The sequence below is a fragment of the Promicromonospora sp. NPDC090134 genome (assembly GCF_044746965.1).
Taxonomy (GTDB): domain Bacteria; phylum Actinomycetota; class Actinomycetes; order Actinomycetales; family Cellulomonadaceae; genus Promicromonospora.
In genome coordinates this window covers 181,806-207,217 of record NZ_JBIVCZ010000003.1, presented here as the reverse complement: position 1 = coordinate 207,217, position 25,412 = coordinate 181,806, and the positions used below count along the sequence as shown (strand labels likewise).

The window sequence follows — 25,412 nt, the reverse complement described above, 5'->3', positions numbered from 1 at the left end:
GACAGTCCGGGCGGTGAAGGGGCGGGTGGTCCCGGGTTGCGAGTGGCCGTCGTCGGCCTAGGTTGGTTCGAGGTCAGGCAGGCCGGCACGAGCTGGGCCGCGCCCACGGGGGGGAGTTGGCATGGCCGACATCGACGACTCGTCAGCACGCGTGGGTGCACCGGCGCCGGACGACCGGCGCAAGCCGGATGCCCCGCCGGACCTGCACCGCGGCACCTGGAAGTACGTCGCGCGGAACACCGTGCGCCAGTTCACGCGCGACGAGTGCCTGGACCTGGCCGCGGCCCTGACGTACTACGCGGTGCTCGCGGCAGCGCCGGCCCTGCTCGCGCTCGTCTCCGTGCTCGGGCTCGTGGGGGACGGCGGCCAGGCGGTCGAGCGCGTGCTCGACACGGTCGACGGCGTGGTGCCGCCGGACGCGCTGGCGATCGTCGAGCCGCTCGTCCAGAACGCCGCGGCGGGCGGCGGCCGGGCCGGGCTCACCCTCGTGCTCGGTGTCGCCCTGGCCCTGTGGTCCGCCTCCGGGTACGTCGGCGCCTTCGGCCGCGCGATGAACCGCATCTACGGGATCGACGAGGGCCGCCCCGCCTGGAAGCTCCGCCCGGTGATGCTGCTGGTCACGCTCGTCGCCGTGGTCACGGCGGCCTTGATCGTCGCCGCGCTCGTGCTGAGCGGGCCGCTCGCCCGGGCGGTGGGCGAGGCCGTGGGCCTCGGCTCGACGGCGGTGACGGTCTGGGGCATCGTCAAGTGGCCGGTGGTGCTCCTGCTGGCCGTGCTGCTGGTCGCGATCCTGTACCGCGTCACACCGAACGTACGGCAGCCCCGGATGCGCTGGATCAGTGTCGGGGCGGTCGTCGCGATCCTCGGCTGGCTGCTCGCGTCCGCCGCCTTCGGCTTCTACGTCGCGTCGTTCGCGAGCTACGACGCCACGTACGGGTCGCTGGCCGGGATCATCGTGTTCCTGCTGTGGCTCTGGATCACCAACCTCGCGCTGCTGTTCGGCGCCGAGCTGGACGCTGAGCTCGAACGCGGGCGCGAGCTCCAGGGCGGCATCGCCGCCGAGGAGAGCGTGCAGCTCCCGCCCAAGGACGCGCGGGCGAGCGAGAAGCGGCAGGCGAAGCACCTGCGCGAGGTCGAGCGGGGCCGCGAGATCCGCGTGGCGGCGACGCGGGAGGACTCCGCCGGAACGGATGGCGCCGGAACGGATGCCGTGGGAAAGGACGCCGCGGGAGAGGGCGGCGCCCGAAGGAACACCGGCGGCTAGCGTCCCCAGGCCGCCGTCCGGAACGCCCGCTCGCGCGCCCAGGCGTGGTACCGGTCGAACAGGTCGACCTGGCGCTGCGCCTGGGCGATGAGCTCGTCGAGCCGCGTGGCGTCCAGGCCGATGTCGGCGGCGTGCTCCCGGAGCGTCTGCCAGCCGCCGATCTTGCCCAGCACCGCCGACCGCATGAGCTCCGCCTCCAGCACCGCCGTCATCGGCGACCGGTCCGTGATCCGGCCGTTGAGCTTGAGCCGCCCGGCCTTCTCGCCCAGCCAGGCCGCGGCCTGGCGGTGCCGGCGGCGCGGCACGCCGAGGGCGGCCAGGAGGTCGCGGTAGAGCTCCCGCTCGCCCCGGAGCTGCTCGGTCGCCTCGGCCAGCTCGGCGTAGAACGGCGTGTCCTCGGAGGTGCGGGTCATCAGCTCCAGCCGCTCCAGGCCCGCCGTCGCGCCGGTGAAGTGGTCCGAGAGGTAGAGGCCGAAGAGGTAGTGGTCCATCGAGTCGGGGATGCGCGGGCTCACGCCGGGCAGCGGCACCACCGCGGAGCCCGCCGGCCGGGGGCTCGCCGGACGCAGCGGCGCCGAGCCCACGCCCTGCCCCACTGCCATGCCGTCGAGCAGGTCCTCGACCGCCTCCGCCGCGGTCCGGCGCGGTGCCCAGCCCAGCTCGGTCCGGATCCGCGCGGCGTCCAGGACGGGCGCCGCCAGCGCCATGTCCAGCCAGCCCGGGTCCACGGGCACCGTGTGTGCGGCGTACGCGGCGGCCAGCGCGCCGCGGACGGCGGCAGGCGGCACCTCGACCAGGCGCCCGTGGTCCACGATCCGCGCGAGGTCCGCGCCGCGCAGCACGTCACGGGCAGCGACGTTGAACGCCCCGGCGGCCCGCTCGACCACCACGCGGCGGTAGGCGTCGGCGACGTCGTCGGCGTGCACCGCCTGCAGCCGCAGCCCGGCGGGCAGCGGCAGCGCGGGCAGCCGGCGCCGGCGCAGCAGACCCACCGGCACGAGCGGTCCGATGAAGGCGCGCCCGATCGACGGGGCGGCGTCCGCCTGGAAGACGAGTGCGGGCCGCAGCCGGGCCACCACGACGTCGGGGTGCGCGACCTCGAACTCGTCGAGCACCCGCTCCTGCGCGGCCTTGTCGACGCTGTAGTGCGACGTGGGGGTGCCGCGGACGGGCCAGTCCTCGCCGCGCGGCGTGTCGTCGCCCACGGGGGAGTACGCGCCCACCGACGACGCGACCACCAGGTGCGGCACCCCCGCCCGCGCCGCGGCCTCGGCCACGCGGCGGGTGCCCTCCACGTTGGTGCGGCGCAGCAGCTCGCGTTCGCGGTTGGGCTGGATCAGCCAGGCCAGGTGGACCACGGCGTCCGCGCCGCCGAACTGGTCGGCGAGCCGCGCGACCACGGTCTCGTCGGTGTCCTCGGCGCCGACGTCGACGGCCGCCCACCCCGCGTGCCGGAACGGTTCCGCCGCCCGGTCCGGCAGGCGCCGGGCGATCCCCAGCAGCGAGGTGACCCGCGGCTCGGTGTGCAGGGCGCGCAGCAGCGCGGTCCCGACGTTCCCCGTGGCTCCGACGACGACGACGCGCATGAGGCCACCGTCGCACCCGGCCCGGGCAGCCGCATCCCGCGATAGCCTGCACCGGATGAACCGGTCCCGCGAACCCGGCAGGTCCGCCCCACGTGTGCTCGCCGAGCTCGGCCGGCTCGGCACGCGGGCCGTCGACTACGCCTGGGCCGCCGACCGGCAGCTTCGCCACCTGCTGGGCCGCGCCGTGCTGCCCACCGGACCCGGCGGCGCCGCGCCCGTCGTGCTGCTGCCCGGCATCTACGAGACCTGGGAGTTCCTCCGCCCCGTGGCCACCGCGCTCGCCCGGGCGGGCCACCCGGTGCACGCCGTCCCCGCGCTGCGCCACAACGCCCGGCCCGTCCCCGAGTCCGCCGACGTCGTCGTGGAGCACCTCGAGCGCGCCGACCTGTCCGGTGTCGTGCTCGTGGCGCACAGCAAGGGCGGCCTCATCGGCAAGCACGTCATGCTCTCGCCCGTGAGCGACCGCGTGCTCGGCATGGTCGCGATCGCCACGCCCTTCGCCGGCTCCCGCTGGGCGCGGTACATGCTCTCGCGCGCCCTGCGCTCGTTCGACCCGCGTGACCCGGTGCTGCTGGCGCTCGCGGGCGAGCTGCTGGTCAACGAGCGCATCACCGCCGTGTACCCGCGGTTCGACCCGCACATCCCCGAGACCGGCCGGCTGCCCGGCGCGCGGAACGTCGAGCTGCCGCTGGCGGGGCACTTCCGGCCGCTCGGGCAGCGACTGCTGGTGGAGACCGTGGTGCGCGAGGTGGCGCGGGTGGAGGCGGAGCGCGCCGTCCCGTGAGCGGGGCGAGCCCGTCCCGGCAGGGCCCGCCGGTGTGGTCCACTGGGATGTGCTCACCGTCCGCCACACCTCGCCGCGGCGGCTCGACGTCGGCCTGACGCTCGGACCATTCGCGCACGGACCGGGCGACCCCACGTTCCACCGGGCCGCCGACGGGTCCGTCTGGCGCACGTCGCTGCTCCGGAGCGGCCCGGTGACGCAGCGCTTCGTCCCCGCCGGCTCGCACGAGGTGCTGGCGCACCTGTGGGGCGACGGCGCCCGGGAGGCGGCCGAGGCGCTGCCGGTCCTCCTCGGCGAGGACGACGACGCGGCGGGCTTCGCGCCGCCCCCGCAGGTCCGCGACGCCCACCGCCGGGCCGCCGGCCTGCGGATGCCGCGCAGCGGTCGGGTGCTGGAGTCCCTGGTGCCCGCCGTGCTGGAGCAGCGCGTGCAGACCGTCACGGCGCACCGGGCCTGGCGCTGGCTGGTCACGCGGTACGGCACCCCGGCCCCCGGGCCGGCGCCCGAGGGCCTGCGGGGCGGGCTGCGCGTGGTGCCCGCGGCGCAGACCTGGGCGCGGGTCCCGGTGTGGGACTGGCACCGGGCCGGCGTCGACCCCGGACGCGCCCGGACCGTGACGCGGTGCGCCCTGGTCGCCCCGCGGCTGGAGGAGGCGGCCGCGATGGCACCGGCGGAAGCGCGGGCGCGGCTGGAGAAGGTGCAGGGCGTGGGCGCGTGGACGTCGGCGGAGGTGGCGCAGCGCGCGTTCGGCGACGCCGACGCCGTCTCGGTCGGCGACTTCCACCTGCCCGCCGCCGTCGGCTGGGCGCTGGCCGGCGAGCGCACCGACGACGCCGGGATGCTGCGGCTGCTGGCGCCCTACGCGCCGCACCGGCACCGGGTGGTCCGCCTGCTGTCGTTGTCCGGGCACCCGCGTGCGCCCCGGCGCGGACCCAAGCTGCCGATCGCGGACTACCGGGCGTTCTAGGGCGGGCGGGCGGTCGGGCGGTCGGGCGGTTCCGGCCGGGCTGTTCGGGCGGGCGGTTTCGGGCGGGGGGGTCGGGCGGGATCAGGCCGCGCAGCGGCCCGACGACACGGGGGTGTCCAGGGCGGTGGCCTGGGCCGCGACGGGGCGCAGCTCGGCGTCCGTCATGGCGAACCCGACCTCGACGTCGGCCTCGGCGCGCGCGAAGATGACGCCCGCGACGCGCCCGTCGGTGGTCAGCAGCGGCCCGCCGGAGTTGCCGGGGCGCACCTCGGCGGCCACCGAGTAGACCTCGCGGGGGCTGGCCCCCTCGTTGTAGACGTCCGGGACGGGGGCGGTGCTGACGCTCAGCACGCCCGCGCCGCGGGAGGTGAACGGGCCGCCCCAGGGGTAGCCCTGGACGGCGGCGCGGTCGCCGACCGAGAGGGTCCGCGCGATCTCCAGCGGCTCGGCGGCCAGGTCCTCGACGGCGATCACGGCGAGGTCGTCCACCGGGTCGTAGTACACGACGCGCCCCTCGCGGGCCGGGCGGTCGGGCAGCTCGACGACCGGCCGGTCCACGCCCGCCACGACGTGCGCGTTGGTGACCAGCCGGTCCGGGGCCACGACGAACCCGGACCCGGTCGAGCTCTTGCCGCACGCGTAGGCGATGCCGGAGACCCGGGCCACCGACTGGGCGGCGGCCTCGAGCTGCGGGTTGTCGAGGTCGACGACGGGCGTGACCGGGTCCTGCCGGGGGACCATCAGGATGTTCAGCCGCGGCAGGCCGTCGTCGAGCACCATCGCGCGCATCTGGGCCAGGGGACGGCCCACCGCGGCTGGCGTCAGGTCGTCGATGGTGCGCAGGACCGCCGACGAGGACACGGCCGACGAGACACCCGGCGTGCCGGTGGCCGAGACCGCGTTGCCCACGAACGACAACGCCAGGGCGACCACGATCACGTTCGCCGCGCCGCCCAGCAGCCGCTCCAGCGGACGGAGCGCGGTGCGGTCCACGCCGCGGCGCAGGTCTCGGCCCAGCCCGGCGCCGAGGGAGGCCCCGAACACCGGCAGCAGCACCGCGAGGGCGATGGAGACCGGCCCGCGCCACTGCGACGACGGCAGCACGTCGTTGACCGCGGGGACCGCCCAGAAGGCCGCCAGCCCGCCCAGGATCAGGCCGACGAGGCCACCGAGCGTGGCCAGCAGGCCGCGGCTCAGCCCGGCGCCGAGGGCGATGAGCAGCACCACGAGGAGCACGAGGTCGACGAGCGTCACGGGTAGACGGTAAGCGCTGCGCCCCTGCGCCGGGCGCCGCCACGCACCTCCGTCACCCGATCCTCAGATGTGCGGGCTGAACATTCACAGCGCGGGCCCGGTGCCGCGGGGCTCTTGCTGCCCTGCATCCAGCTCCTGCACTGCAGATATGGGGAAAACCCGTAACTGTGCGACCACTCGTTGTGCGGCTCCGACGGCCGAATGTACGGTCCGTCAGGAACAGCTCTGAGCGCGAAGGTCACTGCGATGACCGCCGGGCAGTCCCGCCCGGCGGGATGGCTCACGTCGAGGGAGCACCCCGATGCGTCGTGCACACAGATCCAGCAGGTCCAGCAGGTCCAGCACCCCCGGAACCACCGCACCCAGGACCCTGGCCACGGCGCTCGCCGCCGTGACGCTCGTCCTGTCCGCCTCGCTCGTCGCCTCGGCAGCGCCGCCGCAGGTGCCGGACGCCGAGGCCGCACAGGACACGGCAGCCCAGGCCGAAACCGCGCAGGCACCAGCCGCCGCCGCCCTGACCTGGTCCGACGAGTTCAACGGCGCCGCGGGCAGCGCCCCCAACGCCGCGAACTGGAACCACGAGACCGGCGCCGGCGGCTGGGGCAACAACGAGCTGCAGAACTACGTCAACTCCCGGCAGAACTCCGCCCTGGACGGCAACGGCAACCTCGTCATCACGGCCCGACAGGACGGCGGCGGCTACACCTCCGCCCGGCTGACGACCAAGGGCAAGGTGCAGCCGCAGTACGGCCGCCTGGAGGCGCGCATCAAGATCCCGCGCGGCCAGGGCATCTGGCCGGCGTTCTGGATGCTCGGCGGACAGTTCCCCGGTACGCCGTGGCCCAGCTCGGGCGAGATCGACATCATGGAGAACATCGGCCGCGAGCCCCACCTGGTGCACGGCACGCTGCACGGCCCGGGCTACTCGGGCGGCAACCCCATCACGGGGCAGTACCAGCACCCGCAGGGCTGGTCGTTCGCCGACGACTTCCACACTTTCGCGGTCGACTGGAGCCCCAACTCGATCACCTGGCTGGTGGACGGCAACGCGTACCAGACGTTCACGCCCGCCAACACCGGCGGCAACCCGTGGGTGTTCAACCAGCCGTTCTTCTTCATCCTGAACGTCGCCGTGGGCGGCAACTGGCCCGGCTACCCCGACGGGACCACGCAGTTCCCGCAGCAGATGGTCGTCGACTACGTCCGGGTCTACGACTCCCAGGGCGGCGGGGGTGGCCGGACCGGCACGATCCGGGCGAGCAACGGCATCTGCCTCGACGTCGCCGGGGCCAGCTCGGCCAACGGCACGCCCATCCAGCTCGCGAACTGCAACGGCAACGCCGCCCAGCAGTGGACCGTCGGCACGGACGGCACGGTCCGCGCGCTCGGCAAGTGCCTCGACGTCGCCGGCGGAGCGACGGCGCCGGGTACCGCCGTCCAGCTCTGGGACTGCAACGGCACCGGCGCCCAGCAGTGGGCCTCGACCAGCGGCACCCTCGCGCTGCGCAACCCGCAGTCCGGCCGCTGCCTGCAGCCGGTCGGCCGGGTGCAGAACGACGGGACCCGCACCCAGATCGCCGACTGCGACGGGAGCACGGTCCAGCGCTGGACCTTGCCCTGACACCCACCCACCGGACCGCCCACCCACCCACCCGCTGACCCGCCCAGCCGCAAGGTGCGCTTCTACCCAGTCATTCGGCCCGGACAACGCGTGATTCCGGGCCAGATGACTGGGTAGAAGCGCACCTTGGGTGCGCCCCGGCGGCCCCGACGACCGGCGGCGCGGTGGACCGGCGCCCGGCGGCGGGGCGGCGGTCGGGTCGGCGGTCGGGCGGTCAGGCCCAGAGATGTATCGCCAGGACGACGACGAGGCCGCCCAGGCCGATCGTCACCACGACGGCGCCTGCCACCGCGAGCAGCCCCGCGCCCGGCGAGTCGTGCCCCGGGCCCCGGGCCGGCACCGGCACACGTCGGCCGTGCCGCCGTCGGGACGCGATCAGGAGGTAGCCGGCCAGCATCAGCCCGGCCAGGCCAGGCAGCAGCCAGACCGCGCTGCCGAAGAGCGCGGGCAGCAGCCGCGCCCCGACCAGCGAGACCGCGGCGACCGACAGCGCCGTGCGGCGCCAGGCCAGCTCGGTGCGCTCCGGCTGCAGCCCGGGGACGGGCGCCTGACCCGCGCCCGAGGAAGGGGGAGACCCCGCCCCTGGAGGAGACCCTGCGTCTGGAGGAGACCCCGCGCCCGGGGGCGACCCCGCCGCGGTCATCGCAGCAGCACGCCCAGCAGCACCAGCGCGCCGACCACCGCGACGACGACCGCGAGCACCACGCCCACGATCGACGACGGCAGCGGCGACCCGCTGCGCAGCGCCCGCTCGACGCGCATCCACCCGGCCCACGCGATCAGCGGCAGCGCCGTGCCCGCGACGATGAGCACGAGCGACGCCGCGAGCCGCAGGCCCGGGTGCAGGTCGAGCCCGAGGGTCTCCAGGGCCACGCCGCCGGCCACCAGGGCGAGGGCGGTCCGGATCCAGGCGAGGAAGGTCCGCTCGTTGGCGAGGGTGAACCGTGCGTCGGGCTCCGAGCCGACGCGGAACACCGACGCCGGGAACCGCTGCTCGTCCGGCCGGCTCATCAGGCACTCCTTGTGTCGCGAGGTCTGCCCCAGAGCCTGCCACGTCTCGCCCGCACCAGCGGGATCACCACGGCCGCGGCCACGGCCAGGAGCACGAGACCCAGCAGGGCCCACGGCACGGCCCAGCCGCTCGCGGCGTCGTGCGCGGAGGTGACGCCGCCCCCGCCGATGCCGACCACGAGGCCGTCGACCCGGACCGTCGCCTCGGCCCGCACGAGCGGGCGGACACCGCGGACCTCGACCGTGCGCTCCACCGTCGAGCCCGGCAGGATCTCGGTCAGCTCGCCCGACGCCGACGCCGACGCCGACCCCACCACCCCACGGCGTTGACCACAGCAGTTGCTGCCAGCCGGGGATCGAATCTGGCAGCAACTGCTGTGGTCAACACCGTGGGGCGGCGTGGGAGACGAGGGGGACGTGGGGCGGGGAGGGCGTGTGGGTGTTGGAACCACCCGAAAAGGAGGTGGTGAGCGCCGCCGTCCGCCCAGCACACTGCCCGGATGATCGACTCGACCGCCGGCGGAGGCCGCGCTGCCGGCGGTCCCCGCATCGGGCCCCGCATCGGCGTGGGGCGCGAGGCGGAGGTGTACGCCTGGGGCGGCGACGCCGTCGTGAAGCTCTACCGCTCCGGGTTCGACGGGCACCGGGCCGAGGCCACGGCCCTGACCGGGCTGGCGGGGCACGACGTCGCTCCCGGACTGGTCGACGTCCTGACCTGGGACGGCCGCCCCGGCCTGGTGCTGGAACGCGTCGCCGGCGCGGACATGCTGGAGGTGCTCCGACGCAGGCCGTGGCAGGTGCGCTCGCTCGCCCGCGTCCTGGCCGAGACCCACCTCGCCGTCCACGCGGTGCCCGCACCGGCGGACCTGCCCGACGTCCGCCAGGTGCTGGCCGCCCGCATCGAGGACGCGACCCTGTCCCGGGAGCTGCGCGGGTTCGCGCTGCGCCTGCTCGACGGGCTGCCGTCGGGGGACCGCCTGTGCCACGGCGACTACCACCCCGGCAACGTCATGGTGTCCGCCGAGCGGGTCAGCGTCATCGACTGGCCCAACGCCACGCGCGGCGTGCCCGAGGCGGACCACACCCGGGCGATCCTGCTGCTGCAGTGGGCCGATCCGCTGCCGACCAACGGTCTGGTGTCGCGCGGGCTCGTGGCGGCCGGGCGGTCCATGCTCACCCGGGCCTACGCTCTCGCCTATGCCGCCGGCGCGGACCGTCCCCTGCGCGACCTGGAGTCGTGGCTGGTGGTGCACGTCGCGGCGCGGCTGTCCGAGGGTGTCGTCGCCGAGCGCGCCCGGCTTGTCGACTGGCTCGTGCGCGCCCTGCACGCCTTCGAGGCCTGAGTTTTCTTCGCTTTCGGGGGGCTCAGAGCGAAGAAGCTCGGGCCTCGAAGAGGATCCGCCCAGGGGAGTCGCCGAGTCCTCCGGGCGGGGTGCCCGGCCCGTCCACCAGGCCGAACACGCCGGCCCGGGCGTAGCGTTGACCTCGGAGGTGCGGTCATGAGCGACTCACGGACGGGCGCCGCGGGCGGCGGCGCGATCTACGGGCTCGGCGTCATCGGCGCATGGTTCTACTTCTGGCAGCAGGCCGACGGGTTCTGGGAGTTCGTCTGGGCCATCGTCCAGGGCCTCTTCTGGCCGGCCTTCATGGTGTACGAGGCGTTCTCCGCGCTGGGCGGATAGCCCCGCGGGCCGCGCCCGCGATCTCCTGGCTCGCTGCCCTCTCGCGCTCCGCCGCCGGGACCACGTGACCCGTGCCGAACCCGCGCGCCAGCGCCCCGCGCAGCCGCTCGGTCCCGCGCAGCCGGCCGTTGCCGTCCGTGCGGCCGGGCGCCGCCGGGACGGGGACGACGGTCAGCCGCGCCCGCTCGGCGTCGTCGACCGGCTGGTGGATCTCGGCGTACCCGCCGTTCGGCATCCGCACCACCCGGCCCGTCTCGTGCCCGTGCAGGGCGATCTCGCGGTCCTTGCGCTGCAGACCGATGCAGACCCGCCGCGTGATCTCGAACGCCAGCGCCGGCCCGACGAACAGCAGCACCTGCAGCGTGGTGATCACCGACTCGAAGGTCACGTTGAACTCGGTCGAGACGATGTCGGCGCTCGCGGCGCCCCACAGGATGCCGTAGAAGAGCGCGCCGGCCACGCCGATACCGGTGCGGACCGGGAAGTGGCGCGGCCGGTCCAGGACGTGGTGCTGCTCGCGGTCCTGGGTGACCCACGCCTCGACGTACGGGTAGACGACCAGCAGCCCGAAGTACACGGCGACCACGGCGAGCGGGACCAGCGTGGCGAACGTCCACGTCCAGCCGAACCACTCGGTCTCCCAGCCGGTCGGGACCAGGCGCAGCGCCCCGTCGAGGAACCCCATGTACCAGTCGGGCTGGCTCCCGGCGCCGACCTCGCCCACCGACGCCGGCCCGTAGGTCCAGACGGGGCTGATCGTGGCGGTCGCGCCGAGCAGCACCAGCACCGAGCCGGTGATGCCCATCATGCCGAGGGCGCGGAAGGCGGCGTCGGGCCAGAGGCGCAGCCCGAGCGAGGCGACCGGCTCCGGCCGGAACTGCTTGGCCTGCCCGTCCCGCAGGGTGAGCGCCGCCCGCGCAATCAGGACGACGACGAGCAGACCCGGCGCGATCGCCACGTGCAGCGGGTACAGGTTCTCGATGATCTGGCCCGGGAACGGCCCGCCGAACATCAGCCCGGCGATCCAGGTCCCGAGGAACGGGATGCTCAGCACCACGCCCTCCACGATCCGCAGGCCGGTGCCCGAGAGCATGTCGTCGGGCAGGGCGTAACCGCTCCAGCCGGCGGCCAGCACCAGCACGAACGCCGCCACCAGCAGCACCCAGCTCAGCCGCCGCGGCCTGCGGAACCCGCCGGTGAAGAACGTGATGAGCAGCTGCATGATGACCGACGCCGGCATGACGAGCGCCGCCCAGTGGTGTGTCTGGCGCAGCAGCAGACCGCCCGTCTGCTCGAACGAGATGCGCATCGTCGAGGCGAACGCCTCGGTGACCGTCGCCCCCTGCAGCGGCCCGTAGGGCCCCGTGTAGGTGACCAGCTCGTTCGACGGCGTGTAGGTGAACGCCAGCAGGATGCCGGTCACGGTCAGCACGACCAGGCACGTGAACGTCACGACGCCGAACAGGTTGGACCAGTGCAGCTGCACACGCCGCTCGCCGAGCGCGGCGGCCCGGGCGCGCAGTCCCGCGGCCCGACGGCGGAGGTCAGCCCGCATCGCGCACCACGCTCAGCTCGGGGCGGACGGCGGGGTCGGCGGGGGTCGGGACCGCCGGTACCGCCGGTGCCGGGGCGGCCGGTGCGGGGGCCGCGGGGGTGCCGGCGGCTGCCGCCTTCTCGCCCGAGGCCTGCTCGCCCGTACCCGCGAACGGGTCGCCGCCCGCGAGGAACGCCGCGCGGGGCGCCTGCACCGTCGAGAGCGGGATGATGTCGCGGCCGAACAGCACCGCGGAGACCCACACGAGCAGCACGCGCACCTTGCGCTCCCAGGTCGGGACTGCCAGGACGTGGTACCCGCGGTGCATGATCCAGGCCGGGAACCCCTTGATGACCAGGCGCTTGTACTGGAAGATCCCGCGCCCGATGCCGAGGGTCGCGACCACGCCGAGGCTGTGGTGCAGGTACGGCCTGGGCTTTCGGCCCCGCAGGACGGCAACCAGGTTCTTCGCCAGCAGCTTGCCCTGCCGGACGGCGTGCTGGGCGTTCGGCACGGTCCGCGCGCCGGGGACGGGCGAGGCCAGGTCGGGCACGGCGGCGTTGTCGCCGGCGGCCCAGGCGTCGGCGACGAGCGCGTCATCGGTGCCGACGCGGAGGTCCGCGCGGACGCGGACCAGGCCGCGCTCGTCGACGGGCAGGTCGGTGTTCCGCGCGACGACGGGGTTGCTGCCGTTGCCGGCCGCCCAGACGAGCAGGCCGTTGCCGTACGACTCGCCGGTGGAGAGCATGATCCGGCCGTCGGCCGCCGAGACAACCTGCGTGCCGAGGTGGATGCGCCCGCCCCGCTCCTGCAGATGGCGCACGACCCAGCGACCCGGCTCGTCCGTGACCTCGGGCAGGATGCGCTTGTTCGAGTCGACGAGGTGGAAGGCCAGGTCGTCGCGGCCCAGCTCCGGGTAGGAGCGCAGCAGGGCCGTGGCCAGCGAGAGCAGCTCGCCGAAGACCTCGACGCCGGTGAATCCGCCGCCCACGACGGTGACCGTCAGCAGGCGGCGTCGCTCGATCCCCGGCGGGAGCAGGGCGGCGCGGTCGAACGCGGTCAGCAGCGCGTCGCGGATCGCGACGGCCTCCTCCACGTGCTTGAGGCCGATCGCCTCCTGCTCGATGCCGGGGACGGGGAAGGTCCGGGTCACGGCGCCGGCGGTGACGACGATCGTGTCGTACGCGATCTCCCGCAGGGTGCCGTCGTTGGTGCGGACGGTCGCAGTGCGGTGCGCGTGGTCGATCCGGGTGGTGTGGCCGGCGATGATCGTGGTGCGGTGCAGGTGGCGCCGCAGCGACACCATGACGTGGCGCGCCTCGATGGAGCCGGCGGTGACCTCGGGCAGGAACGGCTGGTAGGTCATGTAGCCGTGCGGGTCGACGAGCGTCACCTCGGCCTCGCCCCGGCGGAGCTTCTTCTCCAGGCCCCACGCTGCGTAGAAGCCCGCGTAGCCGCCGCCGACGATCAGAATCTTCTCCATGACACCCTCCTGGTGGTCTTACCAGTTCGACAAAACAGCGGGCCCGGACGTGACGTGGTGCTGGGCACAGGCCCGTAGCCACGGACAGCTCGAACCTGGATCCGGTCGCGGGCCGCGCGCACGCTGATCGGGACCGGTCGGCCGACCGGTGGAGAACCCGTCGTGAGGAAGACCCGTCGTGAGCAAGAACTCCGTGACCAGCAGCCCCGTGGCCGGCGGCCTGTTGACCAGCACGCCCGTGAAGCACCGTCCCCGCAGGTACACCGACGTCGTCGTGCCGGACCTCACCGGTCGGCGCGCCCTCGTGACCGGCGCCAGCGACGGGATCGGTCTCGGGATCGCCGAGCGGCTCGCGCGGGCCGGGGCCGAGCTCGTGCTGCCCGTGCGGAACCCGGCCAAGGGCGAGGCCGCCGTCGAACGCCTTCGTGCGGCGGTGCCGGACGCCGTCGTCGGCACGCGTCGGCTCGACCTCGCCTCGCTGGAGTCCGTGGCCGCGCTGGCCGACGACCTCCTGGCGGAGGGCCGGCCGATCGACCTGCTGGTCGCCAACGCCGGGGTGATGACGCCGCCCAGCCGGCACACGACCGCCGACGGGTTCGAGCTCCAGCTCGGCACCAACCACCTGGGGCACATGGCGCTCATCGGGCGGCTGCTGCCGCTGCTGCGCGCGACCGGGGAGCGTCCGGCCGGGGCCCGCGTGACCACGATGTCGAGCGCCGCTGCGCGGTTCGGCAAGATCGACTGGACCGACCTCAACAGCGAGCGCGACTACTCGCCGGTGCGCGCCTACAACTTCTCCAAGCTCGCCCAGCTCATGTTCGCCCTGGAGCTGGACCGGCGCAGCCGGGCGCACGGCTGGGGCATCGTGAGCAACGTGGCCCACCCGGGCACCACCTACACCGGCCTGTACGCCGCCGGCCCCGGCCTGGGCACCAGCGGGCCCCCGCGGATGGACGCCGTCATGCGGCGGCTGCTCGCCCTCGGGGTGTTCGTGCAGCCGGTCGAGATGGGCATCCTGCCCGCGCTGCAGGCAGTCACGGACGTCACGGCGGAGGGCGGGACGTTCTACGGGCCCGACGGCGTTGGCCACTTCACGGGCAGCTCGGCACCGCAGCGCGTCTACGACGCGGCGACCGACGAGGCGGCCGCGAGCAGGCTCTGGGACGCCTCGGAGAACCTGACGGGCGTGCGGTTCCCGGGTGCGGGCTCCGCAGGACGAGACTGAGCCGCAGGACGAGACTGAGCCGCAGGACGAGACTGAGCCACAGGACGAGAGTGAGGCGAAGATGGACCGCCAGCAGCTGGCCGACTTCCTGAGGACGCGCCGCGAGGCGCTCCAGCCGGAGGACGTGGGCCTGCCGCGCGGCCCGCGCCGGCGCACCAGCGGGCTGCGGCGCGAGGAGGTGGCGGCGCTGAGCGGCGTCTCCGCCGACTACTACAGCCGCATCGAGCAGCAGCGCGGGCCGGTGCCGTCGGAGCAGGTGCTCGCGGCGATCGCGCACGGCCTGCGCCTGAGCCTTCAGGAGCGGGACCGGCTCGTCGAGCTCGCGGGGCACGCCTTGCCACGCCGGGTGCGGCGCGGGGACCACGTCAACGTCGGCATGATGCGGATCCTCGACGGTCTGACGGACGTGCCCGCCCAGGTCGAGAACGTGCTGGGCGAGACCCTGCGGCAGACCCGGCTCGCGGTGGCGCTGCTGGGCGACGAGACGTCGTACACCGGGCCGGACCGGGTGCGGGCCTACCGGTGGTTCACCGACCCGCAGGCCCGGGACCGGGTCCCCGAGGAGGACCACGAGCACCACGGGCGCACGCTCACGGCGCGGCTCGCGGCCCTCCAGGCACAGACCGGTCCGCGGTCCCCGGCGGGCGAGCTCGCCGTCCGGCTGCGCGACCGCAGCCCGGAGTTCGCCCGGCTCTGGGACGAGCATCCCGTCGTCGGCCCCTACTGCGAGCCCAAGCGCCTGAACCACCCCGAGGTGGGCCTCGTGGAGCTGCACGGGCAGACCCTGCTCGACCCGGACCAGAACCAGGCCCTGACGGTCTTCACCGCGGTGCCTGGGACGGAGAGCTACGAACGGCTCCAGCTCCTGTCGGTGGTGGGTTCGCTCTGAGGGCGCCGCGACGGCTGTACGCGATCATGTTCCGGTCAGGGCCGGAAGCTGGCCCGGTACTCCGTCGGCGTGCGGCCGGTCAGCTCCCTGAACGCGGCGTTGAACGCCGACAGCGAGGTGTATCCGACAAGGAACGCAATCTCGGTCACCGGAGCGTCACCGGCGGCTAGCTCCTCGATCGCACGCAGCACCCGCATCCGGCGCAGGACCGCGCGCCAGGTCATGCCGGTCTCGTCCTCGAAGCGGCGGGCCAGGGACCGTGGCGCGAGGCCGACCTCGCCCGCAACGTCCTCGAAGCGGACAGCGTCGCCGAGCCGCCGCGCGGTCAGGTCGAGGGCCCGGCGCAGCTCCGGTGAGCGCCCCGCCGGCACGACGACCGGGCTCGGCCGCCGGGCGAGACGCCAGGTCACGGCTGCGAGCGCGGCGAACAGCGTCTCCGCGTAGGCCGTGAGGGGTTCGTCGCGCTCGTCCCACGTGCGGCACTCGGCCAGCAGCGCGCGGGCCAGGGGGTCGAGGTCGAACACGGTCAGAGGCGCGGGCGGGGTCGGGGCGAATCCGGTGTCGAAGAGGACTGACGCTGTCGTGACCTGCCGCGGGACGGTCACCCGGATCTCCTGGCCCGCCTCGATCAGGGCGGCCCGCGCCGGCGGCAGCAGCCACGACTGACCCTGCGCCTCCAGCCGGAGGGTCCCGGCGGAGGCGCAGAGCAGGTAGTGGTGGTCGACGCGCAGGTCGCGAGCGGGCTCCGGCGCGAACGTGCGGACGAAGCTGTACGCCCCGCGGGTCATCGAAACTCTCGCACGGGCCGATCCTAGGGTCCGTCGGTCCGTCGGTCCGTCGGTCCGTCAGCTCCGGTCAGGCCACGGTCTCCAGCAGGTCGGCGTGAAACCGCCGGCTGACCGGGACATCGATCATCATCGGCCGGATCGCCTCGCCCGATCGCGCGAAGGAGCCCGAGGCCAGGTAGGCGGCGAACGACGCCTGGTCGTCCCACTCGTGGACGACGGCGACGGCGGTGTCGTCGTCGCGTGCGGCGTAGACCCGGAAGGCGATGTTGCCCGGCATGGCGCGTACCCGGTCAGTCTCCTCGTCGAACCGGGCGAGGGCGGCGGGACGGTCGGTGGCAGCAGTCCTGAAGTCGAGGATCGCGATGAACATAGGGGCCTCCTGATCTGGGGCGGCGGGGCCGCGAGGGATGACCCGATCCTCCGGCAGCACCCGCTCGGCGTGCTCCCGCCGGTCGGACGAGTTCACGCTCCCAGCGGACGACGCCGGCCGGGTGCTGGAGGCTCCCGGCCGGCGTCACGAGGTCGCGCTACGACCTCAGTCCGAGGTGGCGCGGACCGCGGTGATGATCGTCTCGGCCACCGTGACCGGGTGCGACACGGCGAGCGCGTGCGACGCCCCGGGCACCTCGGTCGCCGCACGGGCGCCGGCGCGCTCGGCCATGAACCGGATCAGCTCGGCCGGGATGTTGCGGTCGTCCTCGCCGAACACGAACCACGACGGCAGGGTGCGCCACGCGGGCTCGGCGGCCTGCAGGTCGTCGGTCAGGGCCGCCTCGGTCACCGGCCGCTGGGTCGCGGCCATGAGGGCGGTGAGGTCGGCGTCGACGTCGGCGGCGAACTGCTCGCCGAACACCTCCGGACGGATGGCGAGCTCGTTGCCGCCGGTCGAGACCGGGTAGGCCTTGAGCGCCGCGCCCAGGGTGCTGCCGGGGAACTTCGCGGACAGGTTGAACGCGTTCTCCCCGGTGTCGGGCGTGAACGCCGCGACGTAGACGAGGCCCACGACCTTCGGGTTGCCGGCGGCGGCCTCGGTGATGACCATGCCGCCGTAGGAGTGGCCGGCCAGGACGACCGGGCCGTCGATCGACGCGACGACGTCGCGCACGTACTGGGCGTCACCCGCGACGGAACGCAGCGGGTTGGCGGCGGCGACCACCGGGATCATCTGCTGCTGCAGATGCCCGACGACGGCGTTCCAGCTGGACGACTCGGCGAACGCCCCGTGGACCAGGACGACGGTGGGTGTGGTCATGACTGCTCTCCCTTGCTCTGTACTGCACTGTTGGCGGTGTTGGTGTTGATGTTGATGCCCAGCGCCTTGCGCAGCACGTGGACGGCCTGCTCCAGCGCCGCGGTGGTGGCCGCGGTGCCGCGCAGGGGGTTCAGCATCAGGAAGTCGTGGATCGTGCCGTTGTAGCGAACCGTCGTGGTCGGGACGCCGGCGGCGATCAGGTGGCGGGCGTACGCCTCGCCCTCGTCCCGCAGCACGTCGTTCTCGTCGACGACCAGGAACGCCTCGGGCAGGCCCGCGAGGTCCTCGGCAGTGGCCCGCAGCGGGGACGCGGTGATCTCGCCGCGCCGGTCCAGGTCCGGCAGGTACGCGTCCCAGAACCACGCCATGGCCTTGGCCGTCAGGTGCGGGCCGTCGGCGAACTCGCGGTAGCTGTCGGTGTCCTGCCCGGCGTCGGTCACCGGGTAGTACATCGACTGGTGGACGAAGGTCACGTCGCCGCGCTGCTTGGCCAGGATCGCCAGGGCGGCGGTCATGTTCCCGCCCACGGAGTCGCCGACGACGGCCAGCCGCGCGGCGTCGAGCCCCTCGGCGGCACCCTCCCGGACGATCCACTGCGCGGTGGCGTAGGCCTGCTCGATCGCCACGGGGTACTGCGCCTCGGGCGACCGGGTGTACTCCACGAACACCACGGCCGCGCCGACGCCGACGGCCAGCTCACGCACGAGCCGGTCGTGGGTGCCCGCGTTGCCGAGGATCCAGCCGCCGCCGTGCACGTAGAGGATGGTTGGCAACAGGGACGGCGCCTCGTCCGGAAGCAGGTCCGGCAGGAGGTCGGGCCGGCCGGCCGCGCTGTGCTTGCCTGCTGTGCCGTTCGTGCCGTTCGTGCCGACGGGCTTGACGATGCGGACCCGCACGTCGCCCACCTCGGCCGGGACGGTGATCCACTTCTCGTCGACGTCGGGCTTCTCGATCGGTGCCGCCTGGACGTCGTCGAGGAGCTTGCGGGCTCCCTCGACGCCCAGCTCGTAGAGCAGCGGGGGCTTGGCGGTCGCTTCGCCGAACGCCTGGGCGGCCGGCTCGAGCACGTGCTCGCTCATCTTTTTCTCCTTGCTCGCATCATCGTGCCTGCTACCGAGCCTGTGGATGTATCTCGATGATCTGCCGGGCCGGGTGGCGGCTCGCGCAGCGCAGGACAGGGGATCCGGGCCGTGTTTTTATCGGCCTCACACGTACGACCGGTCGGGGGCGCCGGCTGTGACGGTCGTCCACCCCTGAGGGAGAACCATGGCCGCGTCAGGCGCCCCGCAACCGGGAGCTCCAGGGCAGGACGAGGCGGGCCCGGAGGGCGCGAGACCGGGTGGCGAGGAGTTACCGGGCGGCAAGGAGCTCGACGGCGCGGCAGCCGTCTTCACGCAGGTCCGGCCGCAGCTGTTCGGGATCGTGTACCGCATGCTCGGCTCGGTCGCCGAGGCGGAGGACGTGCTGCAGGACACCTGGATCCGCTGGCACACCACCGACCGGTCCGTAGTCCGCAACCCGCAGGCCTTCCTGACGACGACGACCACCCGCCTGGCCATCAACGTCCTGCAGAGCGCGCACACCCGCCGCGAGACATACACGGGGCCGTGGCTCCCCGAACCGGTGGACACGACCCACGACCCTGCGCTCGGCGCGGAGCAGGCCGAGGCCCTGGACGTGGCGGTGCTGGTGCTGCTCGAACGCCTCACGCCGACCGAGCGTGCCGCCTACGTGCTCCGCGAGGCGTTCGACTACGCGTATGCGGACATCGCCGACATCGTCCAGCTCTCGCAGGCCGCGGCGCGCCAGCTCGTGAGCCGGGCGCGCAAGCACATCGCGTCCGGCAAGCGGAGCACGGTGCTGGCGGGCAAGCGGCGGGCGCTGCTGGACGCGTTCGTCGCGGCGGCGCGGATCGGCGACCTCGCCGGGCTCGAGCAGTTGTTCACCGAGGACGTCGTCAGCCGGGCGGACAGCGGCGGCGTCGTCCGGCCGGCCGCGCGCGTCCCCGTCGTCGGCCGCCGCAAGGTCGCCCGGCTCCTGCAGGCCTACGCCGAGCGGTTCTGGTCCGGGGTGACGGCGATACCGCTGGAGGTCAACGGGCACTCCGCGGCGGGCCTGGAGCGGGACGGCGAGCTGTTCTGCGTGCTGACGCTGACCGCCTCGGACGCGGGCGTGGACGAGGTGCTGTGGCAGATGAACCCGGGCAAGCTCGGGCCGGTCAGGCGCGGCCGGTCAGGCGCGGCCGGTCAGGCGGCCGGGCCGGTGCAGTAGCGGGTGGTGCAGTCGCGGGTGGTGCGCCGGACGGTGCACCTGGCGTACCGCCGGGGTCGTGGCCCGACGGCACGCCAGGTGCAGTGCCGCCGGGAGCTATCCCGCCGGGTTGAACGGGACGCCGGCCGGCTTCATGCGGTCCAGCCAGTACGTGAAGTCGCCGTCGTCGATCTTGATGGTGGCGCCGCCGAAGTCGGCGGTCATCAGGCGGTCGCGCAGCGACGTGCTGGGCCAGCCGTCCCAGCCGACCACCGGCGGGTAGCGCCAGGTTCCGTAGTGGTTCTCCGGCGGGTCGTCGTTGCCGTTGGCCAGGCGGAACAGGTGCGTGCTCGGCCCGTCCTTGTGGTAGACGATCTTGGGGTGCGAACCCTCGAACCGGACCTGTGAGCGGGGGTAGGTCGCCGAGCCGCTGTGCTCGGTGATCGAGACGTGCTCGACCTGGTTGGTCGCCTGGTCGACCCACACCACGACGTGCTCCCAGTCGTGCCGGTGGCTGCCGATCGCCACCGGGCCGTCCATGGTCTGGTCCTTCTCGAAGTAGCTCGCGTACATGACGGCGCACCAGCCGTTGTTGCACTTCTCGCGCGAGTAGGTCTGCGACGCGTCCAGGTCCCACTGGTCGCGGCAGCTCCCGTTGACGGCGCCGCCGATCGCGAGGCCGGTCGCCAGCGTCCCGTCCGGGCCGATCGCGGACGTCGCATAGCAGCCGTCGGTGTCGTAGTCGTAGGCGGGGGAGAAGGACTGCTCGTACCCGCTCGCGTTCTGCGGGAGGTTGGGCGGCGGGTCGGCCTGCGCCGTTGCGGCCGGGGCGACCAGCGCGAGCAGTGTGACGACGGCGGCCGCGACGACGCGGGCCGGTGCGTGGGGTGTCGGTCGACGGTCCGTGCGTTCCATGACGGGCCTCTCGTGAGTCCTGCGCTTCGGGTTCGGGCGGAGCGGGTGAAAAGCCGGGCAGACGGATGGTATTGCCGCTGGGTGGACCGGGCAATGAGGGTGATTGCTTACGCGGGCGGACGGCGTTGACCGCGCACCACCGGGGTCGCTATGTTCTTTGTGGGCACAATCGTTCGGATGCCGAACACCTGCGCGAGCACCACGTACAGCACCCACGTACAGCACCCACGTACAGCACCCACGTTCAAGGGAGAACCTCAGTGCGACGTACCTTTTCTGCTGCCGCCCCTGTTCTTGCCGCCGCGACGGCGGCCCTGCTCCTGGCCGCGTGCGGGGGCGCCTCCGAGGCCGGTTCCGGTGCCGGCGGTTCCGGTGCCGGCGGTTCCGGTGCCGGCGGGTCCGGGGACGGCGGGTCCGGCGGCGGTGGGTCCGACGGCGGGCTCACGCCGGTCACGGTCGGCGTCATCCCGATCGTCGACGTCGCACCGATCTACCTCGGCGTGCAGGAGGGCTTCTTCGAGGACGAGGGCCTCGACGTCACGCTCGAGCTCGCGCAGGGCGGTGCCGCCATCGTGCCCGCCGTGGTCGCCGGCGAGTACCAGTTCGGATTCAGCAACGTGACGTCCCTGCTGGTCGCGTCGTCGCAGGGGCTGCCGCTCAAGGCCGTGGCGCCCGGCAACTCCACGACGGGCGTGGCCGGCGAGGACTTCAGCGCCGTCGTCGTCCCGGAGGACTCCGACGTCCAGGACGCGGCCGACCTGGCCGGCCGGACCGTCGCCGTCAACACGCTGAACAACATCGGCGACACCACGATCCGCAAGGTGGTCGGCGACGCCGGGGGCGACCCGGCCGCGGTGGAATTCGTCGAGATGGCGTTCCCCGACATGCCGGCCGCCGTCGCCGGGGGTCAGGTCGACGCCGCGTGGATCGTCGAGCCGCACCTGACCAGGGCGCTGCAGGACGGCGCGCGGGTCGTCGCGTCCAACTTCGCCGAGACCGACCCCGACCTGCTGATCGCCGCCTACTTCACGTCCGACCAGCAGATCGCCGCCGACCCGGAGACCGTCGAGGCCTTCACCGCCGCCATGGAGGAGTCCCTGACCTATGCGGAGGAGCACCCCGACGAGACGCGCGCGGTCCTGGACGACTACACCGAGATCGACCCGGCCGTGAAGGAAGCCATGGTCATGCCGCGGTTCGCGCCCGGGCTGGAGGCGTCGTCGTTCCAGGTGCTCGCCGACCTCGGCCTGGAGCAGGGCCTGTTCGACGAGGCCGTCGACGTGAGCACGCTGCTGCCGTGAGCGCTGCCGTCACTCCTCCTGGCGCTGGACCCGGCGCTCGACCCGGCCCTCGACCTGGCGCTCGACTGGGCGCTCGACCTGCCGCTCGATCCGGGGCTCGAACCGCGGGCGTGCCCGCCTGGGCGTTCGGCGCGGGCGGGGTAGCGACCCTGGTCCTGGTCGTCGAGCTCGTGCCGCGGCTCGGGCTCGTGGACGCGCGGTACCTGCCCCCGACGTCGCAGATCCTGGCGGCCCTGGTGGAACGCCTGGGCCGGGGCGAGTTCTGGACGGCACTCGGGCAGACGCTGACCACGTGGTTCACGGGGCTCGCGATCTCGCTCGTGGCCGGCGTCGTGCTGGGGGTGGTCATCGGGTCGGTGCCGCTGCTGCGGGCCGTGACGGCGTCGACGATCGAGTTCCTGCGGCCCGTGCCCTCGGTCGCGCTCATCCCCGTGGCCATCCTGCTGTACGGCACGGGGATGGCCTCCACCCTGCTGCTCGTGGTCTACGCGAGCTTCTGGCAGGTCCTGGTCCAGGTGCTCGCCGGGGTGCAGGACGTCGATCCGGTCGCCTCGGACACGGCGCGCTCGTACCGGTTCTCGCCGCTGACCCGCCTCCGCACCGTGGTGTGGCCGACGGCGCTGCCGTACGCGATGACGGGCCTGCGGCTGGCCGCGAGCGTGGCGCTGATCCTGACCGTGACCGGCGAGCTGCTGATCGGCACGCCCGGGATCGGCAAGCTGCTCGGGGTGGCGCAGTCCTCGGGGGCGGTCGGGTCGATGTACGCCTATGTGGTCGTCGCCGGCCTGCTCGGGGTCGCCGTGAACGTCGTGGCCCGCGCGCTGGAGCGCCCGACCCTGTTCTGGCACCCCTCGGTCCGCGGGGAGCGTGCGGCATGACGGGCAAGATGCTGCGGTCCGCGCTGCTCGTCGTCGGGCTGCCCGCCGTGCTGCTCACGGCGTGGTGGTTCCTGACCGCCGGCAGCACGTCGTACTTCAACCCGCCGCTGCGCACGATCGTCGGCACGTTCGGTGAGACGTGGTTCGGTGCCCCTTCCGGAGCCCCAACCGGCGAGGGCCTCGCCGGGAGCCGCCTCGCTACCGACGTGGTGCCGAGCGTGCTGCGACTGCTCGCCGGGTACTCGATCGCGCTCGTCGTCGGCGTCGGCCTGGGGGTGGCGGTCGGGTCCTCGCGCGCGCTGCGCGCCTACGCGGAGCCGGTGCTGGAGTTCTTCCGCGCGATCCCGCCCCCGGTGCTGGTGCCGGTCCTGATGCTGTTCCTCGGCATCGGCACCCCGATGAAGATCGTCGTGATCGCCACGGGCTGCCTGTGGCCGATCCTGCTCAACACCGTCGAGGGCGTGCGCGGCCTGGACCCGGTGCTGCGCGACACCGCGCGGGCCTACCGGCTCGGCCGCGTGGCGACGGTGCGGCACCTCGTGCTGCGCGGCGCCGGCCCGCAGATCGTGACCGGCGCCCGGCAGGCACTGTCGATCGGGATCATCCTGATGGTGATCAGCGAGATGTTCGCGGCCAAGGACGGACTGGGTTTCTCGATCGTGCAGTTCCAGCGCAGCTTCGCGATCCCGGAGATGTGGAGCGGGGTCATCCTGCTCGGCGTCGTCGGCGTGCTGCTGTCCCTCGTCTTCCGGGCCGTGACGAACGCGGTCCTCGGCTGGTACCTCGGGTACCGGCAGTCGCAGAACGGAGGAGCCTGAGATGAGCAGCTCGGTTGACGGAGCCGGCCTGGTCGACACCGGCGGCCTGGTCGACAGGGCCGGGCCGGCCGGCGGGGCGCGCCTCGCGGTGCGCGGTCTGCGCAAGGTGTACGACGGCGGTCCGCGTCCCGGTGGGGCCCTGTCTCGCGGTGCCCGATCTCGCGGTGCCCGGTCTCCTGGTGCCCGGTCTCCTGGTGCCCGATCCCGTGGGGCCCGGTCCGGCGGCGCGGGCGGCGGTGCCGCGCCCGTCGAGGCGATCGCCGACCTCACGTTCGAGGTGCGCCCGGGCGAGCTGGTGTGCGTCGTCGGACCCTCGGGTGCCGGCAAGACGACGCTGCTGCGCTGCGTGGCGGGCCTCCTGCCGCCGACGTCGGGCGAGGTGGTGCTGGGTCAGGAGGTGATCACCGAGCCGCCGCAGGGGATGGCGGTGGTGCTCCAGGAGTACGGCCGCTCCCTGTTCCCCTGGATGACGGTCGCCCAGAACGTGGAGCTGCCGCTGCGCGAGAAGCGCGTCGCGAAGGGCCGGCGGGCGGAACTCGTCCGGGAGACCCTCGCGGCGGTCGGCCTGGACGACGTGACCGACGCCTATCCCTGGCAGCTCTCCGGCGGCATGCAGCAGCGGGTGGCGATCGCGCGCGCCGTCGCCTACGAGCCGCAGGTGCTGCTCATGGACGAACCGTTCGCCGCCGTCGACGCGCAGACCCGGTTCGACCTGGAGGACCTGGTGCGCGAGCTGTGGCGGCGGCTGGGCATCACCGTCGTCTTCGTGACGCACGACATCGACGAGGCGATCTACCTGGGCGAGCGGGTGCTCGTCCTCTCGGCCCGGCCCACGGTCGTCCTGGAGGACGTCGCGATCGGCCTCGGCCCCGACCGCGACCAGCTCGAGACGCGCTCCGCGCCCGAGTTCGCCCGCCTGCGCACGCACGTGTACGAGCTGGTGCAGCAGGCCAAGCAGGGCGTGCGCAGCCTCGCCGAGGCGCGGCTCACCCACGCGGTGGGGGGAGCGGATGCCTGACCTACCAGAGTCCGATCCGGATGTCGGTGCGGGCGATGCCGGGACCGAACCCGGCCGCTCGCCCGAGTTCGTGCAGTCCCTCGAACGTGGCCTCGCGGTGATCCGGGCGTTCGACGGCGACCGGCGGTCCCTCACCCTGAGCGACGTCGCGCGCGAGACGGGGCTCAGCCGCGCGTCGGCGCGGCGGTTCCTGCACACGCTCGTCGAGCTCGGGTACGTCGCGACCGACGGCCGCGAGTTCACGCTGCGGCCCGCCCTGCTCGAGCTCGGCTACGCCTACCTGTCGAGCCTCACCCTGCCGGACATCGCGACCCCGCACCTCGAGAAGCTGTCCGAGCGGGTGAGCGAGTCCTCCTCCGTGGCGGTGCTCGACGGCGCGGACATCGTCTACGTCGCCCGCGTCGCCACGCGCCGCATCATGAGCGCGACGATCCGGGTGGGCACGCGGTTCCCGGCCTATGCGACGTCGATGGGCCGGGCGATCCTGGCCCACGCCGAGCCCGCCGCGCTCGACGCCTACCTCGCCCGCGCCGCGCCGTCGGGCACGCTCGCGGCGCTGACCCCACGCACGATCACCGACCCCCAGGACCTGCGGGCCGCGCTCGCCGAGGCGCGCGAGCAGGGCTGGGCGCTCGTGGACCAGGAGCTGGAGGACGGCCTGCGGTCCGTCGCGGCGCCGCTGCGCGACGGGACGGGCCGTGTGGTGGCTGCGGTCAACGTCTCGGCGCCGGTGCGGAGGGGCGAGGTCGCGGAGATCCTGCGGCACGTGCTGCCCCCGCTGCTCAAGGCGGCGGCCGCGATCGAGGCCGACCTGGCCCGGATGCGGTAGGGCGGGAAGCCTCTGAACCTCTGAACCTCTGAACCTCTGAACCTGTGAACCGTCGAACCTCGG

Annotated in this window: 26 protein-coding genes; 14 read left to right on the top strand and 12 right to left on the bottom strand. The window is 73.9% G+C overall.

Features of this window, described 5'->3' with window-relative positions; all coding sequences use genetic code 11:
- The first annotated feature begins 121 nt into the window (after nt 1-121).
- A complete protein-coding gene (locus ACIPN7_RS10590; protein WP_400540951.1) occupies nt 122-1,264 on the top strand; it encodes a YihY/virulence factor BrkB family protein in 1,143 nt (380 codons plus the stop codon).
- On the opposite strand, the gene ACIPN7_RS10585 is transcribed toward ACIPN7_RS10590, so the two are convergent.
- On the bottom strand, nt 1,261-2,850 hold the full coding sequence (locus ACIPN7_RS10585; protein WP_400540948.1) for an NAD-dependent epimerase/dehydratase family protein: 1,590 nt from the start codon (nt 2,848-2,850) through the stop codon (nt 1,261-1,263). The two genes, ACIPN7_RS10590 and ACIPN7_RS10585, sit on opposite strands and share 4 nt — an antisense overlap.
- Nucleotides 2,851-2,905: 55 nt before the next feature.
- On the opposite strand from ACIPN7_RS10585, the gene ACIPN7_RS10580 reads away from it, so the two are divergent.
- Both ACIPN7_RS10580 and ACIPN7_RS10575 read left to right on the top strand, forming a co-directional pair.
- Complete coding sequence (locus ACIPN7_RS10580; RefSeq protein ID WP_400540945.1) at nt 2,906-3,634, top strand: esterase/lipase family protein; 729 nt, start codon at nt 2,906-2,908, stop codon at nt 3,632-3,634.
- A 34-nt stretch (nt 3,635-3,668) separates the two neighbouring features.
- Nucleotides 3,669-4,601, top strand: a complete 933-nt coding sequence (locus ACIPN7_RS10575; protein WP_400540942.1) for a DNA-3-methyladenine glycosylase family protein — start codon at nt 3,669-3,671, stop codon at nt 4,599-4,601.
- 81 nt (nt 4,602-4,682) lie between these two features.
- On the opposite strand, the gene ACIPN7_RS10570 is transcribed toward ACIPN7_RS10575, so the two are convergent.
- Nucleotides 4,683-5,855 carry a MarP family serine protease gene (locus tag ACIPN7_RS10570; protein WP_400540939.1) on the bottom strand — a complete coding sequence of 391 codons (1,173 nt, stop codon included), beginning with the start codon at nt 5,853-5,855 and terminating at the stop codon, nt 4,683-4,685.
- A gap of 301 nt (nt 5,856-6,156) precedes the next feature.
- Here ACIPN7_RS10570 and ACIPN7_RS10565 point away from each other — a divergent pair, with 301 nt between their 5' ends.
- Nucleotides 6,157-7,476 (top strand): family 16 glycosylhydrolase, encoded by a 1,320-nt coding sequence (locus ACIPN7_RS10565; protein WP_400540936.1) that lies wholly within the window; start codon nt 6,157-6,159, stop codon nt 7,474-7,476.
- 214 nt (nt 7,477-7,690) lie between these two features.
- On the opposite strand, the gene ACIPN7_RS10560 is transcribed toward ACIPN7_RS10565, so the two are convergent.
- From ACIPN7_RS10560 to ACIPN7_RS10550, 3 genes are read right to left on the bottom strand one after another with little or no spacing between them, the layout of a single operon-like run.
- Nucleotides 7,691-8,119 carry a DUF202 domain-containing protein gene (locus tag ACIPN7_RS10560; RefSeq protein WP_400540933.1) on the bottom strand — a complete coding sequence of 143 codons (429 nt, stop codon included), beginning with the start codon at nt 8,117-8,119 and terminating at the stop codon, nt 7,691-7,693.
- Nucleotides 8,116-8,487 (bottom strand): YidH family protein, encoded by a 372-nt coding sequence (locus ACIPN7_RS10555; protein WP_400540930.1) that lies wholly within the window; start codon nt 8,485-8,487, stop codon nt 8,116-8,118. Before ACIPN7_RS10555 ends, ACIPN7_RS10560 begins: the two co-directional genes overlap by 4 nt.
- Nucleotides 8,487-8,801, bottom strand: a complete 315-nt coding sequence (locus tag ACIPN7_RS10550; protein ID WP_400540927.1) for a hypothetical protein — start codon at nt 8,799-8,801, stop codon at nt 8,487-8,489. The genes ACIPN7_RS10555 and ACIPN7_RS10550 overlap by 1 nt, the downstream gene beginning before the upstream one ends.
- Before the next feature lie 186 nt (nt 8,802-8,987).
- Here ACIPN7_RS10550 and ACIPN7_RS10545 point away from each other — a divergent pair, with 186 nt between their 5' ends.
- Nucleotides 8,988-9,830: a phosphotransferase family protein gene (locus ACIPN7_RS10545; RefSeq protein ID WP_400540924.1), complete on the top strand. Its 843-nt coding sequence runs from the start codon at nt 8,988-8,990 to the stop codon at nt 9,828-9,830.
- 156 nt (nt 9,831-9,986) lie between these two features.
- Entirely contained in the window at nt 9,987-10,169 is a 183-nt protein-coding gene (locus tag ACIPN7_RS10540; RefSeq protein ID WP_377227971.1) for a hypothetical protein, read from the top strand.
- Here the strand turns inward: ACIPN7_RS10540 and ACIPN7_RS10535 are convergent.
- Nucleotides 10,132-11,724, bottom strand: coding sequence for a cytochrome bc complex cytochrome b subunit (locus tag ACIPN7_RS10535; RefSeq protein WP_400540921.1), 1,593 nt, complete (start codon nt 11,722-11,724; stop codon nt 10,132-10,134). The genes ACIPN7_RS10540 and ACIPN7_RS10535 overlap by 38 nt on opposite strands.
- Nucleotides 11,714-13,186, bottom strand: coding sequence for an NAD(P)/FAD-dependent oxidoreductase (locus ACIPN7_RS10530; RefSeq protein ID WP_400540918.1), 1,473 nt, complete (start codon nt 13,184-13,186; stop codon nt 11,714-11,716). The genes ACIPN7_RS10535 and ACIPN7_RS10530 overlap by 11 nt, the downstream gene beginning before the upstream one ends.
- Before the next feature lie 238 nt (nt 13,187-13,424).
- Between ACIPN7_RS10530 and ACIPN7_RS10525 the strand changes: the two genes are divergently transcribed.
- Both ACIPN7_RS10525 and ACIPN7_RS10520 read left to right on the top strand, forming a co-directional pair.
- Entirely contained in the window at nt 13,425-14,411 is a 987-nt protein-coding gene (locus tag ACIPN7_RS10525) for an SDR family oxidoreductase (protein ID WP_400541973.1), read from the top strand.
- A 61-nt stretch (nt 14,412-14,472) separates the two neighbouring features.
- The gene (locus tag ACIPN7_RS10520) at nt 14,473-15,300 is read left to right on the top strand and encodes a helix-turn-helix transcriptional regulator (RefSeq protein WP_400540915.1); all 828 of its coding nucleotides are present in this window, start codon (nt 14,473-14,475) and stop codon (nt 15,298-15,300) included.
- A 35-nt stretch (nt 15,301-15,335) separates the two neighbouring features.
- Here ACIPN7_RS10520 and ACIPN7_RS10515 read toward each other — a convergent pair whose 3' ends face one another.
- The 4 genes from ACIPN7_RS10515 to ACIPN7_RS10500 form a co-directional block, all read right to left on the bottom strand.
- Nucleotides 15,336-16,088, bottom strand: coding sequence for an AraC family transcriptional regulator (locus ACIPN7_RS10515; protein ID WP_400540912.1), 753 nt, complete (start codon nt 16,086-16,088; stop codon nt 15,336-15,338).
- Between the two features lie 67 nt (nt 16,089-16,155).
- Entirely contained in the window at nt 16,156-16,458 is a 303-nt protein-coding gene (locus tag ACIPN7_RS10510; RefSeq protein WP_400540909.1) for a putative quinol monooxygenase, read from the bottom strand.
- A 165-nt stretch (nt 16,459-16,623) separates the two neighbouring features.
- Nucleotides 16,624-17,340, bottom strand: coding sequence for an alpha/beta fold hydrolase (locus ACIPN7_RS10505; RefSeq protein WP_400540906.1), 717 nt, complete (start codon nt 17,338-17,340; stop codon nt 16,624-16,626).
- The gene (locus tag ACIPN7_RS10500) at nt 17,337-18,419 is read right to left on the bottom strand and encodes an alpha/beta hydrolase (protein ID WP_400540903.1); all 1,083 of its coding nucleotides are present in this window, start codon (nt 18,417-18,419) and stop codon (nt 17,337-17,339) included. The genes ACIPN7_RS10505 and ACIPN7_RS10500 overlap by 4 nt, the downstream gene beginning before the upstream one ends.
- 187 nt (nt 18,420-18,606) lie before the next feature.
- On the opposite strand from ACIPN7_RS10500, the gene ACIPN7_RS10495 reads away from it, so the two are divergent.
- Complete coding sequence (locus tag ACIPN7_RS10495; protein ID WP_400540900.1) at nt 18,607-19,611, top strand: RNA polymerase sigma-70 factor; 1,005 nt, start codon at nt 18,607-18,609, stop codon at nt 19,609-19,611.
- 96 nt (nt 19,612-19,707) lie between these two features.
- On the opposite strand, the gene ACIPN7_RS10490 is transcribed toward ACIPN7_RS10495, so the two are convergent.
- Nucleotides 19,708-20,505 (bottom strand): NPP1 family protein, encoded by a 798-nt coding sequence (locus ACIPN7_RS10490; protein ID WP_400540897.1) that lies wholly within the window; start codon nt 20,503-20,505, stop codon nt 19,708-19,710.
- A 260-nt stretch (nt 20,506-20,765) separates the two neighbouring features.
- On the opposite strand from ACIPN7_RS10490, the gene ACIPN7_RS10485 reads away from it, so the two are divergent.
- The 5 genes from ACIPN7_RS10485 to ACIPN7_RS10465 all read left to right on the top strand — a co-directional run bounded on the left by ACIPN7_RS10485 (nt 20,766) and on the right by ACIPN7_RS10465 (nt 25,349).
- Nucleotides 20,766-21,806, top strand: a complete 1,041-nt coding sequence (locus ACIPN7_RS10485) for an ABC transporter substrate-binding protein (protein WP_400540894.1) — start codon at nt 20,766-20,768, stop codon at nt 21,804-21,806.
- Between the two features lie 110 nt (nt 21,807-21,916).
- Complete coding sequence (locus ACIPN7_RS10480) at nt 21,917-22,684, top strand: ABC transporter permease (protein ID WP_400540891.1); 768 nt, start codon at nt 21,917-21,919, stop codon at nt 22,682-22,684.
- Nucleotides 22,681-23,502, top strand: coding sequence for an ABC transporter permease (locus ACIPN7_RS10475; RefSeq protein WP_400540888.1), 822 nt, complete (start codon nt 22,681-22,683; stop codon nt 23,500-23,502). Before ACIPN7_RS10480 ends, ACIPN7_RS10475 begins: the two co-directional genes overlap by 4 nt.
- Nucleotide 23,503: 1 nt before the next feature.
- A complete protein-coding gene (locus ACIPN7_RS10470) occupies nt 23,504-24,520 on the top strand; it encodes an ABC transporter ATP-binding protein (RefSeq protein ID WP_400540885.1) in 1,017 nt (338 codons plus the stop codon).
- Nucleotides 24,513-25,349 (top strand): IclR family transcriptional regulator C-terminal domain-containing protein, encoded by an 837-nt coding sequence (locus ACIPN7_RS10465; RefSeq protein ID WP_400540882.1) that lies wholly within the window; start codon nt 24,513-24,515, stop codon nt 25,347-25,349. The genes ACIPN7_RS10470 and ACIPN7_RS10465 overlap by 8 nt, the downstream gene beginning before the upstream one ends.
- The last annotated feature ends 63 nt before the right edge of the window (nt 25,350-25,412 follow it).

Coding starts and splice junctions, on each gene's coding strand:
- ACIPN7_RS10585 (WP_400540948.1), bottom strand. CDS start 2,850: ATGCGCGTCGTCGTCGTCGGAGCCACGGGGAACGTCGGGACCGCGCTG.
- ACIPN7_RS10520 (WP_400540915.1), top strand. CDS start 14,473: ATGGACCGCCAGCAGCTGGCCGACTTCCTGAGGACGCGCCGCGAGGCG.
- ACIPN7_RS10540 (WP_377227971.1), top strand. CDS start 9,987: ATGAGCGACTCACGGACGGGCGCCGCGGGCGGCGGCGCGATCTACGGG.
- ACIPN7_RS10530 (WP_400540918.1), bottom strand. CDS start 13,186: ATGGAGAAGATTCTGATCGTCGGCGGCGGCTACGCGGGCTTCTACGCA.
- ACIPN7_RS10565 (WP_400540936.1), top strand. CDS start 6,157: ATGCGTCGTGCACACAGATCCAGCAGGTCCAGCAGGTCCAGCACCCCC.
- ACIPN7_RS10475 (WP_400540888.1), top strand. CDS start 22,681: ATGACGGGCAAGATGCTGCGGTCCGCGCTGCTCGTCGTCGGGCTGCCC.
- ACIPN7_RS10500 (WP_400540903.1), bottom strand. CDS start 18,419: ATGAGCGAGCACGTGCTCGAGCCGGCCGCCCAGGCGTTCGGCGAAGCG.
- ACIPN7_RS10545 (WP_400540924.1), top strand. CDS start 8,988: ATGATCGACTCGACCGCCGGCGGAGGCCGCGCTGCCGGCGGTCCCCGC.
- ACIPN7_RS10560 (WP_400540933.1), bottom strand. CDS start 8,119: ATGACCGCGGCGGGGTCGCCCCCGGGCGCGGGGTCTCCTCCAGACGCA.
- ACIPN7_RS10495 (WP_400540900.1), top strand. CDS start 18,607: ATGGCCGCGTCAGGCGCCCCGCAACCGGGAGCTCCAGGGCAGGACGAG.
- ACIPN7_RS10505 (WP_400540906.1), bottom strand. CDS start 17,340: ATGACCACACCCACCGTCGTCCTGGTCCACGGGGCGTTCGCCGAGTCG.
- ACIPN7_RS10590 (WP_400540951.1), top strand. CDS start 122: ATGGCCGACATCGACGACTCGTCAGCACGCGTGGGTGCACCGGCGCCG.
- ACIPN7_RS10535 (WP_400540921.1), bottom strand. CDS start 11,724: ATGCGGGCTGACCTCCGCCGTCGGGCCGCGGGACTGCGCGCCCGGGCC.
- ACIPN7_RS10510 (WP_400540909.1), bottom strand. CDS start 16,458: ATGTTCATCGCGATCCTCGACTTCAGGACTGCTGCCACCGACCGTCCC.
- ACIPN7_RS10470 (WP_400540885.1), top strand. CDS start 23,504: ATGAGCAGCTCGGTTGACGGAGCCGGCCTGGTCGACACCGGCGGCCTG.
- ACIPN7_RS10580 (WP_400540945.1), top strand. CDS start 2,906: ATGAACCGGTCCCGCGAACCCGGCAGGTCCGCCCCACGTGTGCTCGCC.
- ACIPN7_RS10515 (WP_400540912.1), bottom strand. CDS start 16,088: ATGACCCGCGGGGCGTACAGCTTCGTCCGCACGTTCGCGCCGGAGCCC.
- ACIPN7_RS10465 (WP_400540882.1), top strand. CDS start 24,513: ATGCCTGACCTACCAGAGTCCGATCCGGATGTCGGTGCGGGCGATGCC.
- ACIPN7_RS10555 (WP_400540930.1), bottom strand. CDS start 8,487: ATGAGCCGGCCGGACGAGCAGCGGTTCCCGGCGTCGGTGTTCCGCGTC.
- ACIPN7_RS10490 (WP_400540897.1), bottom strand. CDS start 20,505: ATGGAACGCACGGACCGTCGACCGACACCCCACGCACCGGCCCGCGTC.